Genomic DNA, 12,879 nt, shown 5'->3' on the forward strand with positions numbered 1-12,879 from the left:
ATTCCATTCCGGAGGGCGCTTTTTCTGGAATAAAAGGACTATCTTCCCCGTCAACCGGACATGATCATGCTCAGTCGCCTTCTTTTTGGTCCGCCGCGCCCCGGTATCGAAGCCTTGCGCCCGGTGCTCTACCGAATTGCCTTTGCCTGGTGCCATGACGCCGCGCTGGCGGACGATCTGGTTCAGGAAGCCCTCTCCAAGGGCTGGACGCGGCGTGGACAGTTGCGCGATGAGTCGTCCCTGAAGGCATGGATGGTGTCGATCATGAACCACTGCTGGCTCGATCACTTGCGCAGCCGGCGCGACTTCGACGATGTCGAGGACTGGCAGGACGAACTCGAATCCACTGCAGACAGCCCCGATGCCTGTTGCGATCGCGAGCAGGTGATCGCCTGCGTACGCAAGGCCGTGGCACGCCTGCCGCTGGGGCAGCGTCAGGTTCTGACGCTGGTCGACCTGGAGGAATTCAGTTATGCCGAAGTAGCCGGGATCCTGGACATCCCGGTCGGTACGGTGATGAGCCGCCTGNNTCGCGCGCGCGCATCCCTGAAAAATCTGCTGGGGCCTGCAATGCGACAGTCGGCAGCCCAGCCGCAGTTGAGGAGGGTCAAATGAAACCCGCTGTTTCGGATGAGATTCTGCATGCGTTCATCGATGGCGAACTCGATGTGGCCGAGAGCGAAACGCTGATCGCGCGGACGCAGCAAGACCCGGCATTGGCACAGCGTGTTTGCGCGTTGCGCAGCCTGCGCAGCATGGTCAAGCTGGCATACGCCGAACCGCCGGTCATCGACGCTCGGCCGCCCGTTCATCGCCGGCAGTTGATGCAACGTTGTGCATTCGGCTGCCTGGTTCTGCTCGTCGGCTTGAGCAGTGGCTGGGCTTTGCGTGGACTGGCGTGGCAGGCAGACGTCACGCAGCCTGCTGCGGTTCCAGATGGGTATCGGACAGTCAGCCTGGCGCGCGAAGCCGATCCCAATCGCATCATCCTGCATATCGACAGTGCGGCGCCGGAGAAGATGCGCGCGGCGCTGGATCGGGCCGATCAGCTTCTGGACGACGCGGACCGGCAAGGTCGCGCCATGCAGCTTGAAGTCATCGCCAACAGTCATGGCATCGAACTCCTGCGCGCCGGCCACAGTCCCTATGCAGAACGTATCGCACGCATGAGGCAGCGTCATGCTAACCTGCAGTGGGTGGCGTGCGGCCAGACGGTTGCCCGTTACACCAGCGAGGGCCAGAAAGTGGAATTGCTGCCGGCTACCCGGACGGCCCCCACTGCCATCGGCGAAATCATTTCCCGGCTCCAGCAAGGCTGGACCTATGTTCGGGTTTAAGCGCGACACCGTTCTTGCCGTCCTGATGCTGTTTCTGCTGTTGCCCGCCCAGGCGGGCGCAGCCCCGCTGGTCAATCAACTCGCCAATCATCCGTCGCCCTATCTGGCTTTGCATGGGCACGATCCGGTAGCCTGGCAGGAATGGAATGCCGCCACGATTGCGCGGGCGCGACAGGAAAACAAGCTGCTGTTCGTTTCGGTCGGCTATTTCGCCTGCCACTGGTGCCATGTGATGCAGCGCGAGAGCTACAAGAACCCGCAGATCGCGGCCTTGCTCAACCGGGACTTCATCCCGGTCAAGGTCGATCGTGAGCTCAACACCGGGCTCGACGATGCCCTGCAAACATTTTCCGCACGTCTTCAGGGCGCGGCGGGCTGGCCTCTGAATGCCTTCGTGACGCCGGAAGGCTATCCGGCGTTCACGGTCTTGTATGCGCCTCCCGATGCATTCCGCACGCTGTTGACCCAGCTTTCCGCACGTTGGAAATCGGATGGGGCCGGCATTCGTCGGCTGGCTTCACTGGCTGCGCCGCCGCCAGCCCAGCGACCAGCGGATGCACCGCTGACGGCTGCGCGGAGCGAACAGGCCTGGGAACGCTTCATGACCGGCGTGTGGCAGGAGGCCGACAGTCTGCATGGCGGTTTTGGACAGGTCAGCAAATTTCCCATGGCGCCGCAATTGAGCGCCTTGCTGGATCGCCAGGCGCAGCAACCTGACGCCAGGCTGGGTGAATTCTTGCGCCTGACATTTGATCAGATGGCGGCACGCGGCATGCGGGATCATATTGGCGGCGGTTTTTTCCGCTATACCGTCGACCCCGACTGGGATACGCCGCACTTCGAGAAAATGCTCTACGACAATGCGCAGCTGGCCGTGCTGTATCTGCGCGCCGCGACGGTATTGGAACAACCCCGTTATCGCGAGATTGCCCGCGGTACGCTCGGGTTCATGCAGGATGAATTGCGGGATGCGCGTGGCGGCTTCTACAGCAGCACATCGGCGGTCGATGTGGCCGGGCGCGAAGGCGCGACGTATCTGTGGATGCCCGATGAACTGAAACGGCGCTTGCCGCCCGCGGTGTACGCGGCCGCGCACCGGGTGTGGCGCCTCGATGCGCCGCGCAGTTTCGACGCGGGCTACCTGCCTGCGGAATATGTTCCNCCCACGGCTGACGAGCGCCCGTTGCTCGTCGAGGCCGCGCGCATCTTGTATCCCGTGAGGCGCATGCGTAGCCTGCCCAAGGACGACAAGTTGAACGCCGGCCTGAACGGTCTCGCGCTGTCGGCGTTCAGTCAGGCCAGCCGGCTCGATCCGGCCTACCGCCAGGAAGCCGACCGTTTGCAGCATTTTCTGTTGACGCGGTTGACCCGGGACGGGCGGCTGATGAAGGCGATGGCGCATGGCAAGATACTGCCGGATGCGGAGCTGGAGGATTACGCCTATGTGGTGCAGGGTCTGCTCGACCATGCCGATGCCACGGGCAACGCACAATCGCGCGAACGAGCCCGGCGGCTTGCCCAGACCGCCTGGCGCTTGTTCTGGCATGAGGAGGGCTGGAAGCGCGAGACGAAGCCCTTGCTGGCGACCTTGCAGGCCGAGCCGGTGCTGGACGACGGCGCGCTGTATTCGCCATCCGACGTGCTCATCTTGGCCAGCCTGCGCGTGCAGGATCCCGTTTTGAATCAGCAGGCGCGTCGTGCCGCACGGTGGCGCCTGCCGGCCATGGAGCAGGACCCGTATGCCTATCCCACGCGTACGCGCGTGCTGGCGAACCTCCAGCCGGACTAGTTGATCTCGGGCTCGGGTGCTTGCGTCGATTCCACCGTGCGCTGCATGGGACGTCGACCGACCTGGATTTTCAGATTCAGGGTCTGCTGTTTGCGCGCGACGGTCAGTTGTGCATCTTCGCCCGGTTTCAGCGCGGCAATCAGATTGAGCAGCGATGCGGAGTCGGCCACCACGCGGCCGTTGACGGCCAGCAGGATGTCGCCTGGACGGATGCCGCCGACGTCGGCTGGCCCGCCTTTCAGCACGCCGGCGATCAAGGCGCCTTCGGCGCTCTTCAGGCTGAACGATTCAGCCAGTTCGGGGCTCAGATCCTGCACCTCGACGCCGACCCAGCCACGCGTCACGCTGCCGGATTTGATGATCTGTTCCATCACCTTGCGGGCGATGCTGACCGGAATGGCAAAGCCGATACCCTGCGAACCGCCGGTGCGCGAATAGATCGCGCTGTTGATCCCGACCAGGTTGCCGGATGCATCGACCAGCGCGCCGCCTGAGTTGCCGGGGTTGATGGCGGCATCGGTCTGGATGAAGTTCTCGAAGGTGTTGATGCCCAGATGAGTGCGTCCGAGCGCGCTGACGATGCCGGCAGTGACGGTCTGCCCGACGCCGAACGGATTGCCGACAGCCAGCACCCAGTCACCCACCTTGAGGCTGTCGGATTCGGCAAAAGTGATCGCCGGCAGATTGTTGGCATCGATTTTCAGCACTGCCAGATCGGTCTCCGGATCGGAACCGACTACGCGGGCGGGTACGGTCTTGCCGTTGGCCAAGGCCACCTGGATTTCGTCGGCGGCTTCGACAACGTGCTGATTGGTGAGGATGTAGCCGTTTGGACTGATGATCACGCCCGATCCCAGATTGGATACTTCGCGCGGGCGTGCATCCAGCCGGTCGCCAANAAAGTAGCGGAAGATCGGATCCTGCAGGGCAGGGTGGGCCGGGCTGCTGACTTTTTGCTGCGTGAAGACGTTGACCACCGACGGAATCACTTTCTGTGCTGCCGGGGCAAAGGATTCGACGGGCGTGAGCGTGCGGCTGGCGGATTGCGCAGCCTGCTGGATGGTCAGGCTCGGTGCGGGTGTCTGCCAGCGCAGAAGATCGGGTTTGAACAGAGCGATGATGAACAATACGCCAAGTGCCACAGTGGTGGTTTGAGCGAAGAGCAACCAGAGTTTGCGTATATGCATTTCGATTAAATTCAGAGACTTGGCGTAATTTTACGGCTGGACAATTATAGCCCAGCGTGGGTGGCGATTGCTCTTTAGCTGCGACGGGCTTCCGGTGAGGGCGGCAATTTGGTTAGAATGCCGGTTTTATCGCAACACGTTCAGGTTAGGGAAACATGAGCCAGGAAGCCGATGGGCANAAAGTGGACACACGTAAACGAAAATTCCTGATCGCCGCGACCAGCGCCGTTGGAGGNGTCGCCGTGGCGGGAGTGGCTGTGCCGCTGGTGATGAGCATGCTGCCGAGCGCACGCGCCAAGGCTGCAGGCGCACCAGTTGAGGTGGATATCAGCAAGATTGAGCCCGGCATGCTGTTGACGGCTGAATGGCGTGGCAAACCAGTGTGGGTCGTCAATCGAACCAAGGAAATGCTCGATCTGCTGGGCAAGCATAACGACAAACTGGTCGACCCCAACAGCGAGCAGCCTCAGCAACCTGAGTACTGCAAGAATGCCACGCGTTCGATCAAGCCGGAATTCCTGGTGGCGGTCGGCATCTGCACCCACCTCGGTTGTTCGCCCACCTATCGCAAAGAAGTCGGCGCAGAGGATCTGGGCGCAGACTGGCCGGGCGGTTTCCTGTGTCCCTGCCATGGTTCGCGCTTCGACCTGGCCGCCCGCGTATTCAAGAACGTGCCGGCCCCGACCAATCTGGTAATCCCGCCTCATCAATACCTCAGTGCCGGCAAGATACAGATCGGTGTGGACGCAAAAGGAGCCTAAAAGAATGTCTGCCCTGCANAAAATGATGGGTTGGGTCGATGACCGCTTTCCCCTCACCGCTACCTACAAGGCGCACCTGTCCGAGTACTACGCGCCCAAGAACTTCAACTTCTGGTACTTCTTCGGCTCGCTGGCGCTGCTGGTGCTGGTGATGCAGATCGTCACCGGCATTTTCCTGACCATGAACTACAAGCCGGACTCGGGGCTCGCCTTCGCGTCCGTCGAGTACATCATGCGCGACGTCGACTGGGGCTGGCTGATCCGCTACATGCACTCCACCGGCGCCTCGATGTTCTTCGTCGTCGTCTACCTGCACATGTTCCGTGGCCTGATGTACGGTTCCTACCGCAAGCCGCGCGAACTGATCTGGATCTTCGGCGTGCTGATCTATCTGGCGCTGATGGCCGAAGCCTTCCTTGGCTACCTGCTGCCGTGGGGGCAGATGTCCTATTGGGGTGCGCAGGTGATCGTCAACCTGTTCTCCGCCGTGCCTTTCATCGGTAACGATCTGTCGATCTGGATTCGCGGCGACTACGTGATTTCGGATGCCACCCTGAACCGCTTCTTCGCCTTCCACGTCATCGCGTTGCCGCTGGTGCTGATCGCGCTGGTGGCAGTGCACCTGGTGGCGCTGCATGAAGTAGGCTCCAACAACCCGGACGGCATCGAGATCAAGAAGAAGAAGGATGCCAACGGCATCCCGCTCGACGGCATTCCCTTCCACCCGTATTACACGGTGAAGGACATCGTCGGCGTGATCGTCTTCCTGATGGTCTTCTCGGCAATCGTATTCTTCGGTCCCACGATGGGCGGCTACTTCCTGGAATCGAACAACTTCATCCCGGCCGACCCGCTGAAGACGCCGCCGCATATCGCGCCGCTGTGGTACTTCACGCCGTTCTACGCAATCCTGCGCGCCGTGCCGCCGATGTTCGGCTCCCAGTTCCCCGGCGTCGTGGCAATGGGCATGTCGATCGTGCTGATCTTCTTCCTACCCTGGCTGGACCGCGGCAAGGTCAAGTCGATCCGTTACCGCGGCCCGATCTACAAGATCATGCTGGCCCTGTTCATCGTGTCCTTCGTGGGCCTCGGCTACCTTGGCCTGCTGCCGCCCTCTCCGGTGGCGACGATTATTGCCCAGTCCTTCTCAGTGATTTACTTCCTGTTTTTCCTGTTGATGCCCTGGTATACCTCGATTGACAAAACCAAACCGGAACCGGAAAGGGTGACTGGCTAAAATGAAACGCTTGAAGAATTTTATTCTCCTGTTGATCGCGGTGCCTGTCATCGCTTTCGCCTCCGAGGAAGGACCAAGTCTGGACAAGGCGCCCGTCAACCTGTCCGACCAGGCGTCCCTGCAACGCGGCGCACGCATGTTCGTGAACTATTGCCTCAACTGTCACAGCGCTGTCTCCATGCGTTACTCGCGCATGGAGGATCTTGTTGACCGAAGATCAGATCAAGGAAAATCTGATGTTCGCGGCTGAAAAGCCCGGTGAGACCATGACCGTTGGCATGGACAAGAAAGAGGCCAAGAACTGGTTCGGCTCCGCTCCGCCCGACCTCAGCGTGATCGCCCGCGCACGTGGCTCCGATTGGCTGTATACCTATCTGCGCAGCTTCTATCGTGACGACACGCGCCCTACCGGCTGGAACAACGTCGTGTTCCCCAAGGTGGCGATGCCGCACGTGCTGTGGAGCCTGCAGGGTGAGATGGTTCCGGTCATGAAGAAGGAAGGCGAGCATGAAGTGATCGAACGCCTCGAACTGGCCAAGCCCGGCAGCGTGACCCTGGCCGAATACGACGCCATGGTCGGCGATCTGGTCAACTACCTGACGTGGATGGGCGAGCCCGCACAACTCGAACGGAAACAGCTTGGACTGTTCGTGCTGGCCTTCCTGGCGTTCTTCTTCGTGGTGGCCTATTACCTGAAGAAAGAGTTCTGGAAAGACGTTCACTGAATCTGGTCTAGCCGTTCGCCAACAGCCGGACTGTGTCCGGCTGTTGGCGTTTTAAGCCTTAAACACACGCAATACTTGCAACACGAGAGGGAGCCCCGCCATGATGACCCTGTATTCCGGCAGTACCGACCCTTACAGCCATCGCTGCCGCATCGTCCTGTTCGAAAAGGACATGGATTTCGAAGTCATCGATGTGGACATGCACAACAAGCCGGAAGAAATTGCCAGCATCAGCCCCAGCGGCAAGATGCCGGTGCTGGTCGAGCGCGACCTGATCCTGACCGAATCCAACATCATCAACGAATACATTGACGAGCGTTTTCCCCATCCGCAGCTGATGCCGCCGGATCCGGTCATGCGTGCCCGTGCCCGCCTGGTGCTGTTCAATTTCGAGCACGACCTGTTCACCCACGTCAATACGCTCGAGCATAGCCTCGGCAAGGCATCGGACAAGGCGCGCCAGGAAATCCGCGACAGCCTGTCGCAGCTCACGCCCATCCTCACCAAGCAGAAGTACCTGATGAACGACGAGTTCTCCATGCTGGATGTGGCGATCGCCCCACTGCTTTGGCGCCTTGAGCACTACGGCATCGAGCTGCCCAAAGTGGCCGCACCGGTGCTCAAGTATCGCGAACGCCTGTTCAGCCGTCCCGCCTTCATCAATGCGCTGACGCCTACCGAAAAGGCGCTGCGCAAGTAAAGCGGGTAGGGCGGGTGGCCGAGATTTCAACCAAGCCGTACCTGATCCGCGCACTGTACGAATGGTGTGCGGACTCGGGCTATACCCCGCAGTTGCTGGTGGCGGTCGATGCGCGTACGCGCGTGCCGCCCGGTTTCGTCAAGGGCGGCCAGATCGTGCTGAACGTCAGCGCCGGCGCAACCCGGAATCTGACGATGGACAACGATTGGATCCAGTTTTCCGCACGCTTTGGCGGTGTCTCGCATGAAATATCCATACCGGTAGACCGGGTGGCAGCGATTTTCGCGCGCGAGAATGGACAAGGTCTGCATTTTGAGCCGGTCGATGCACCTGAGCCACCCGAGCAGACACCGCCGCCCGTGCCGGACGAATCGTCCGCGCCACCCAGAGGCAAACCCTCGCTCAAAGTCGTCAAGTAATCGCTCAATCGGGCGTGCGGCATCGCTATAATGTCGCCCGTCGCCGCTTTAGCTCAGTTGGTAGAGCAACCGCCTTGTAAGCGGTAGGTCGTCAGTTCGAATCCGACAAGCGGCACCACATGACACGTTAAAAGACCCGCCGAGCGCGGGTCTTTTAACGTGTACCGAGATGGCTCGACATACCCTATTCGATCCCCAGCCGTTCGAGCCGGTAGCGCAGGCTGCGGAAGGTGACGCCGAGCAGGCGGGCAGCGGCAGTCTTGTTGTAGCGCGTCTGTTCCAGTGCTTCGAGGATGGCGGTGCGTTCCATCTGGTCGAGATAGTCCTGCAGAGGATATTTGCTGCCGGGCGCGGCGCTGGCAGCTGGCAGGGCAGGCACCAGGTTGAGGTCGGCGGCGTTGATATGCTGACCTTCGCATAGCGCCAGCGCCCGTTCCAGCGTGTTTTCCAGCTCACGCACATTGCCGGGGANAGCATAGGCGCAGAGCGCCTTTTCCGCATCGCGATCCAGTTCGACGTCGGCTCCCCNCAGTTTGTCGAGCAGAAAACGCGCCATTTCCGGGATATCCTTGGCGCGGTCGCGCAAGCTCGGCATGACGAGATCGATCACATTCAACCGGTAATACAGATCCTGGCGAAAGCGGCCCGTTTCCACAAGCGCGGATAAATCCTGATGCGTGGCACTCACGATGCGGACGTCGATGGGCTCCTCGGTCGTGGCCCCGACCTTGCGTACCTNTTNTTCCTGCAGCACGCGCAGCAGCTTCACCTGCATCGACAACGGCAGATCGGCCACCTCGTCGAGAAACAGGGTGCCGCCGTTGGCTGCCTGGAAGAAGCCGTCACGGTCGGTGTCGGNCCCTGTGAACGCGCCTTTTCGATAGCCGANAAATTCGCTTTCCATCAGCGTTTCGGGAATCGCGCCGCAGTTGACCGCGACGAAGGACTTGCCGGAGCGGTTGCCGAGACGATGGATCAGGCGTGCCGCGAGTTCCTTGCCGCTGCCCGACTCGCCCGCGATATGCACCGGCGCCTGGGTCCGTGCGAGTTTGGCAATGCGCGCACGGATGTCCTGCATGACGGCCGATTGCCCGATCAGTTCGCGGCTTGGGTCGTCAGCTTGCGCGGATTCGGGAATCGTCAGCGCGGATTTGACCAGCGTACGGAGCTGGTCGAGCGCCACCGGTTTGGCCAGATAATCGAATGCGCCCGCTTTCAGCGCGGCGACGGCGTTGCCGGCATTGCCGTAGGCAGTGATGACGGCCACCGGAACGGGCAAGGCCAGTGCGCTGGCACAGGCAATCACGTCCAGCCCTTCGCCGTCGGTCAGTCGCATATCGGTCAGGCAGAGATCGTAATGTGTCTGCCGCAGCCGGGCCTGCGCCTCGGCGACGCTGACGGCGCGGTCGGTTTCCAGTCCCATCTTGACCAGGGTCAGCTCCATCAGATCGAGCAGATCGGGTTCGTCGTCAACCAGCAGGATGCGCGGTGAGGTCGCCATGGTCACTCGCCTCCGCGCAGGACGAGGCGAAAACGCCCGCCGCCACTGCCGGGAACATAGCTCAGCACCGCATGGTTGGCTTCGGCCAGTTCGCGCGCCAGGAACAGGCCCAATCCGGTTCCCTGCGCATCCGTGGTGAAGAAGGGCTCGAAAAGCTTGTCCTGGTGTTCCGGGGCCACACCGGGTCCGTCGTCACCGATCTCGAGCTGCATGTTGCTGTCCTGCATCTGTGCGTTGATGCGAAGGCTGCCTGCCTGCTTGTGGCTGAAACGCCAGGCGTTGCGCATGAGATTCCACACGATCTGGCGCAGATGGTCGGGGTCGAACTGGAAATGCAGGCTGTCGGGCATGTCGACTATGACGGCGTCCGCCGGGATTTCTTCAGTCTGACGCAGTTCGTCGACCAACAGGCCGAGCGCCGCGGTGTCGAAGCCGGCCGGGTGAAGCCGGTCGCGCCGGTTGAGCGTCAGCACTTCTTCCACCAGACGATCGAGCCGGCGTGCATTGTTCTCGATGATCCCGGTCAAACGGATCTGGGTGGTATCGTGCGTTTCCTCGCTCAACAGTTGCGCGGCATGGCTGATGGCCGACAGCGGGTTGCGGATTTCGTGCGCGATGTTGGCGGTGAGCCGGCCCAGCGCAGCCAGCTTGAGCCGCTGGGCGGCCTGTTCGGCCTGGCTTTGATCTTCCAGCACCAGTACGCGGCTGTCGTCCGGCGTTGCCAGCGGGATGCAGCGCACCCGCAACTGCGCGGCCGCGGTGTGCAGGGTGAGCGTTGTGCCGGGCTGCATCTGCTGCGACATACGCGCCAGTTCGGGCGAGCAGTCTTCCAGACGGGTGACGCCCGGGATCACTGCTGCCGGGATGCCGAGCAGTGCCAATGCGCGCGGACTGGCGTGTCGCACGATACCGTCGCCGCGTATAGCCAATAGCCCGTCAGGCGAGTTTTCAATGGCCAGGGCATTGATGCGGTTCAGCAGAGCCAGTTCGCTCGCCTGCTGCTGCGCCAGTCTTTCCGAACGTAGCGCGCGCAGGGTCAGTGCATGCGCCAGCAAGCCGATCGCGAAATAGCCTGCGCATAGCAAACCAACCTGGAAAANACTGTCCATCCCCTGGTTGCCACCCAGAATGCTGAAGCCATGCTGGAGCAGAACGGCGATCGATGCCATGGCGGCATAGAGCAGGGTCAGGCGTCCGCTCCCGACCAGGCCGCCGGAAGCGATGGAAATCGCCAGCAACAAACCCAATCCGCCGGCCAATTGCTCGCTGGTCGACATCATCAGCATGAACAGCACGATATCGGCCGTGATGTGGGCGGTGAGCTGGATTTGGAATCCCGGCCAGCGTGCGCGGATACCCAGCACGAACAATGCCGCGATCATCAGATAGGCGAAGGCATAGCTCTGAAAACGCCCGTTTGCACTCTGGCGGAACAGATCCGACGTGCTGAACAACAGGCCGCTGAACACCAGTGCGGCGGCCAGCGTCAGGCGATACAAATTGAAGTAATCGAGACTGCGCCAATGGGACGCGAAATAGCCCGGCGTGGTCGGGCGCGGCATCGACGTTGCCGCAGCGTTCATTTCTTGCCGAGTTGCCGGTGTTCGGGTGTGCAGAAGAAATCGCCGCCGGAATAAATGGCCTCGCTGCGCGGCAGGTTCACGCCACAATGCGCGCACTTCACCATGTCTTCGACGGTTTTTCACGCCTGGAAGAGGGCGGCTGACCGAGCGAGCGCTGGTAGGCACGAAACAAGGCCAGCACGATGAAACCAATCGCAATCAGCAACAGAATCTTGAACACATCCTCTCCCCCGAAATGGCGTTCAGCATAGCACGGCGGCGCCCCAGTACGTTTCGGGAAAAGGCTGCGATGGGCGGCGGGCGGCGTTGTCAGCCATGTGGGAATGCGCTTGATGCGATAAAGCGGTTCGGCATAACGTCTGCCCAAGGACACGCCTCAATAAACAGCAGCTAGATAAGTCATCCCTATCGGCAAGCTACGTTGTCGGGGTTTTTACAATGGGGCTAGTGCCACGGCAGACGAGCCTGCCGCATCCATGAAAAGCGGCACACAAACAAGGGCGTGGAGTAGTAAATGATCGATGGGCATGCATATTGCTTTGATCGTTCCGGCTAAGCGGATGTTTTTGCAGTTTTTACCTCCCCACCCGGTATTGGCCCGTTCGGTGGCAGGAGGAGGAAAAGCGGTACGGGCACCCTTAAATGAAACATACACAAAACGTACATAAAAAAGCGCATTGTTTCGGCTCAGGCTGAAGAGCGATAGGGAGATAACCGCAATGTTGAGAATCGAATTGGAGGAAGCATCATGAAATTCATTAAACGCACCGCAGCCGTACTGGCGTTGTCGGCTGCCATGCTGAGCGGGCCAGTGCAGGCCGTTCCGGTCACCGTGGTGGGCACTACAGTCAGCTTTACTTTCGACAGCGCGCTCAGTGGGCTGTTCGGCGTTCCCATGGTGACNGGGGATGCGCTATTTTTCACGCCCACCACCTATAAGGCCCAGTCTTTCAATGGAACCGGGTTTGCTGCGGCCAGCCAGACTTTCAACATCACGGTCAATGCCAATCCTGGTTATCAGGTCTCGGCGGTCAACTTGACCGAAGATGGCGACTACTACAACATCGGCGCAGGCTCCAGCGTGGCCGTCGGCGGCAAACTCTATGTGCGCGATCTGGCGTCGCCACTGACACCTGCCGCCAGCAGCAAAATCAAATCGTCGCTCCCGCTGACCGACATGACCAGCCTGGCGGATTTTGAGACCACCGACTGGACCTCGCACGCAAACGTCGCGATTCCGGCCGGATGGGGCGGAACGAATGGTATCGTCAGCGGCGTCAGTGTCACCCTCGAAAACCTCCTGCTGGCCAACAGCCTGTCAGTCGGTGGCGCAGCCTTCATCGAGAANAAATTTGCCGGCGTGGCCATCGTGACGACACCCGTGCCGGAGCCGCAAGCGTACGCCTTGTTCATCGCCGGCTTGGCGCTGATTGGCTTCATGGGATGGCGCAAGGGCCGCATCGCGATCTGAGCGTTGGACCGTTTTATGCGAAACGGCCTCCTCGTGGGGCCGTTTTCATGTGAGCAGGCCAACGGAGCAGATCAGGCATGTCGTGACTGTCGGATTTCTTTACACTTCAAGCCAAATGAATTGATGGATGGTGGGTTCTGGATAAAAACATCAGGTAAACAGTATGGTA

At 60.8% G+C, this 12,879-nt stretch carries 13 protein-coding genes, 1 tRNA gene and 1 pseudogene; 10 read left to right on the forward strand and 5 right to left on the reverse strand.

Annotation, left to right across the window (positions count from 1 at the left end):
* The first annotated feature begins 66 nt into the window (after window positions 1-66).
* The 3 genes from HZY77_RS17465 to HZY77_RS17475 are packed head-to-tail and all read left to right on the forward strand — an operon-like array spanning window position 67 to window position 3,126.
* On the forward strand, window positions 67-615 hold the full coding sequence (locus HZY77_RS17465; RefSeq protein WP_296817552.1) for an RNA polymerase sigma factor: 549 nt from the start codon (window positions 67-69) through the stop codon (window positions 613-615).
* Complete coding sequence (locus HZY77_RS17470; RefSeq protein WP_296817554.1) at window positions 612-1,337, forward strand: hypothetical protein; 726 nt, start codon at window positions 612-614, stop codon at window positions 1,335-1,337. The genes HZY77_RS17465 and HZY77_RS17470 overlap by 4 nt, the downstream gene beginning before the upstream one ends.
* Entirely contained in the window at window positions 1,324-3,126 is a 1,803-nt protein-coding gene (locus HZY77_RS17475; protein WP_296817556.1) for a DUF255 domain-containing protein, read from the forward strand. The genes HZY77_RS17470 and HZY77_RS17475 overlap by 14 nt, the downstream gene beginning before the upstream one ends.
* Here the strand turns inward: HZY77_RS17475 and HZY77_RS17480 are convergent.
* Entirely contained in the window at window positions 3,123-4,313 is a 1,191-nt protein-coding gene (locus tag HZY77_RS17480) for a Do family serine endopeptidase (protein WP_296817558.1), read from the reverse strand. The two genes, HZY77_RS17475 and HZY77_RS17480, sit on opposite strands and share 4 nt — an antisense overlap.
* Before the next feature lie 155 nt (window positions 4,314-4,468).
* Between HZY77_RS17480 and petA the strand changes: the two genes are divergently transcribed.
* The 6 genes and pseudogenes from petA (at window position 4,469) to HZY77_RS17510 (ending at window position 8,273) form a co-directional block, all read left to right on the forward strand.
* Window positions 4,469-5,074 (forward strand): ubiquinol-cytochrome c reductase iron-sulfur subunit, encoded by a 606-nt coding sequence (gene petA, locus HZY77_RS17485; protein ID WP_296817560.1) that lies wholly within the window; start codon window positions 4,469-4,471, stop codon window positions 5,072-5,074.
* Between the two features lie 4 nt (window positions 5,075-5,078).
* Window positions 5,079-6,311, forward strand: coding sequence for a cytochrome b N-terminal domain-containing protein (locus HZY77_RS17490; protein WP_296817562.1), 1,233 nt, complete (start codon window positions 5,079-5,081; stop codon window positions 6,309-6,311).
* Window position 6,312: 1 nt separating this feature from the next.
* A pseudogene (locus HZY77_RS17495) lies at window positions 6,313-7,036 on the forward strand (cytochrome c1).
* A gap of 100 nt (window positions 7,037-7,136) precedes the next feature.
* On the forward strand, window positions 7,137-7,736 hold the full coding sequence (locus HZY77_RS17500; RefSeq protein WP_018506445.1) for a glutathione S-transferase N-terminal domain-containing protein: 600 nt from the start codon (window positions 7,137-7,139) through the stop codon (window positions 7,734-7,736).
* A 14-nt stretch (window positions 7,737-7,750) separates the two neighbouring features.
* The gene (locus tag HZY77_RS17505; protein WP_296817564.1) at window positions 7,751-8,155 is read left to right on the forward strand and encodes a ClpXP protease specificity-enhancing factor; all 405 of its coding nucleotides are present in this window, start codon (window positions 7,751-7,753) and stop codon (window positions 8,153-8,155) included.
* A gap of 42 nt (window positions 8,156-8,197) precedes the next feature.
* Window positions 8,198-8,273, forward strand: a tRNA-Thr gene (locus HZY77_RS17510).
* Window positions 8,274-8,339: 66 nt separating this feature from the next.
* On the opposite strand, the gene HZY77_RS17515 is transcribed toward HZY77_RS17510, so the two are convergent.
* The 4 genes from HZY77_RS17515 to HZY77_RS17530 form a co-directional block, all read right to left on the reverse strand.
* Entirely contained in the window at window positions 8,340-9,656 is a 1,317-nt protein-coding gene (locus tag HZY77_RS17515; protein WP_296817566.1) for a sigma-54 dependent transcriptional regulator, read from the reverse strand.
* Window positions 9,657-9,658: 2 nt separating this feature from the next.
* Window positions 9,659-11,218 (reverse strand): HAMP domain-containing sensor histidine kinase, encoded by a 1,560-nt coding sequence (locus HZY77_RS17520; RefSeq protein ID WP_296817568.1) that lies wholly within the window; start codon window positions 11,216-11,218, stop codon window positions 9,659-9,661.
* Between the two features lie 17 nt (window positions 11,219-11,235).
* The gene (locus HZY77_RS17525; protein ID WP_296817570.1) at window positions 11,236-11,343 is read right to left on the reverse strand and encodes a PP0621 family protein; all 108 of its coding nucleotides are present in this window, start codon (window positions 11,341-11,343) and stop codon (window positions 11,236-11,238) included.
* Window positions 11,337-11,606 (reverse strand): hypothetical protein, encoded by a 270-nt coding sequence (locus HZY77_RS17530; protein ID WP_296817572.1) that lies wholly within the window; start codon window positions 11,604-11,606, stop codon window positions 11,337-11,339. Before HZY77_RS17530 ends, HZY77_RS17525 begins: the two co-directional genes overlap by 7 nt.
* A gap of 381 nt (window positions 11,607-11,987) precedes the next feature.
* On the opposite strand from HZY77_RS17530, the gene HZY77_RS17535 reads away from it, so the two are divergent.
* The gene (locus HZY77_RS17535) at window positions 11,988-12,710 is read left to right on the forward strand and encodes a PEP-CTERM sorting domain-containing protein (RefSeq protein WP_296817574.1); all 723 of its coding nucleotides are present in this window, start codon (window positions 11,988-11,990) and stop codon (window positions 12,708-12,710) included.
* Window positions 12,711-12,879 lie beyond the last annotated feature (169 nt).

The organism is Thiobacillus sp. (assembly GCF_013693775.1).
Lineage (GTDB): Bacteria > Pseudomonadota > Gammaproteobacteria > Burkholderiales > Thiobacillaceae > Thiobacillus.

Bases quoted from the DNA above. Each gene is read 5' to 3' on its own strand.
- HZY77_RS17470 (WP_296817554.1), top strand. From the start codon at position 612: ATGAAACCCGCTGTTTCGGATGAGATTCTGCATGCGTTCATCGATGGC.
- HZY77_RS17525 (WP_296817570.1), bottom strand. From the start codon at position 11,343: ATGGTGAAGTGCGCGCATTGTGGCGTGAACCTGCCGCGCAGCGAGGCC.
- HZY77_RS17500 (WP_018506445.1), top strand. From the start codon at position 7,137: ATGATGACCCTGTATTCCGGCAGTACCGACCCTTACAGCCATCGCTGC.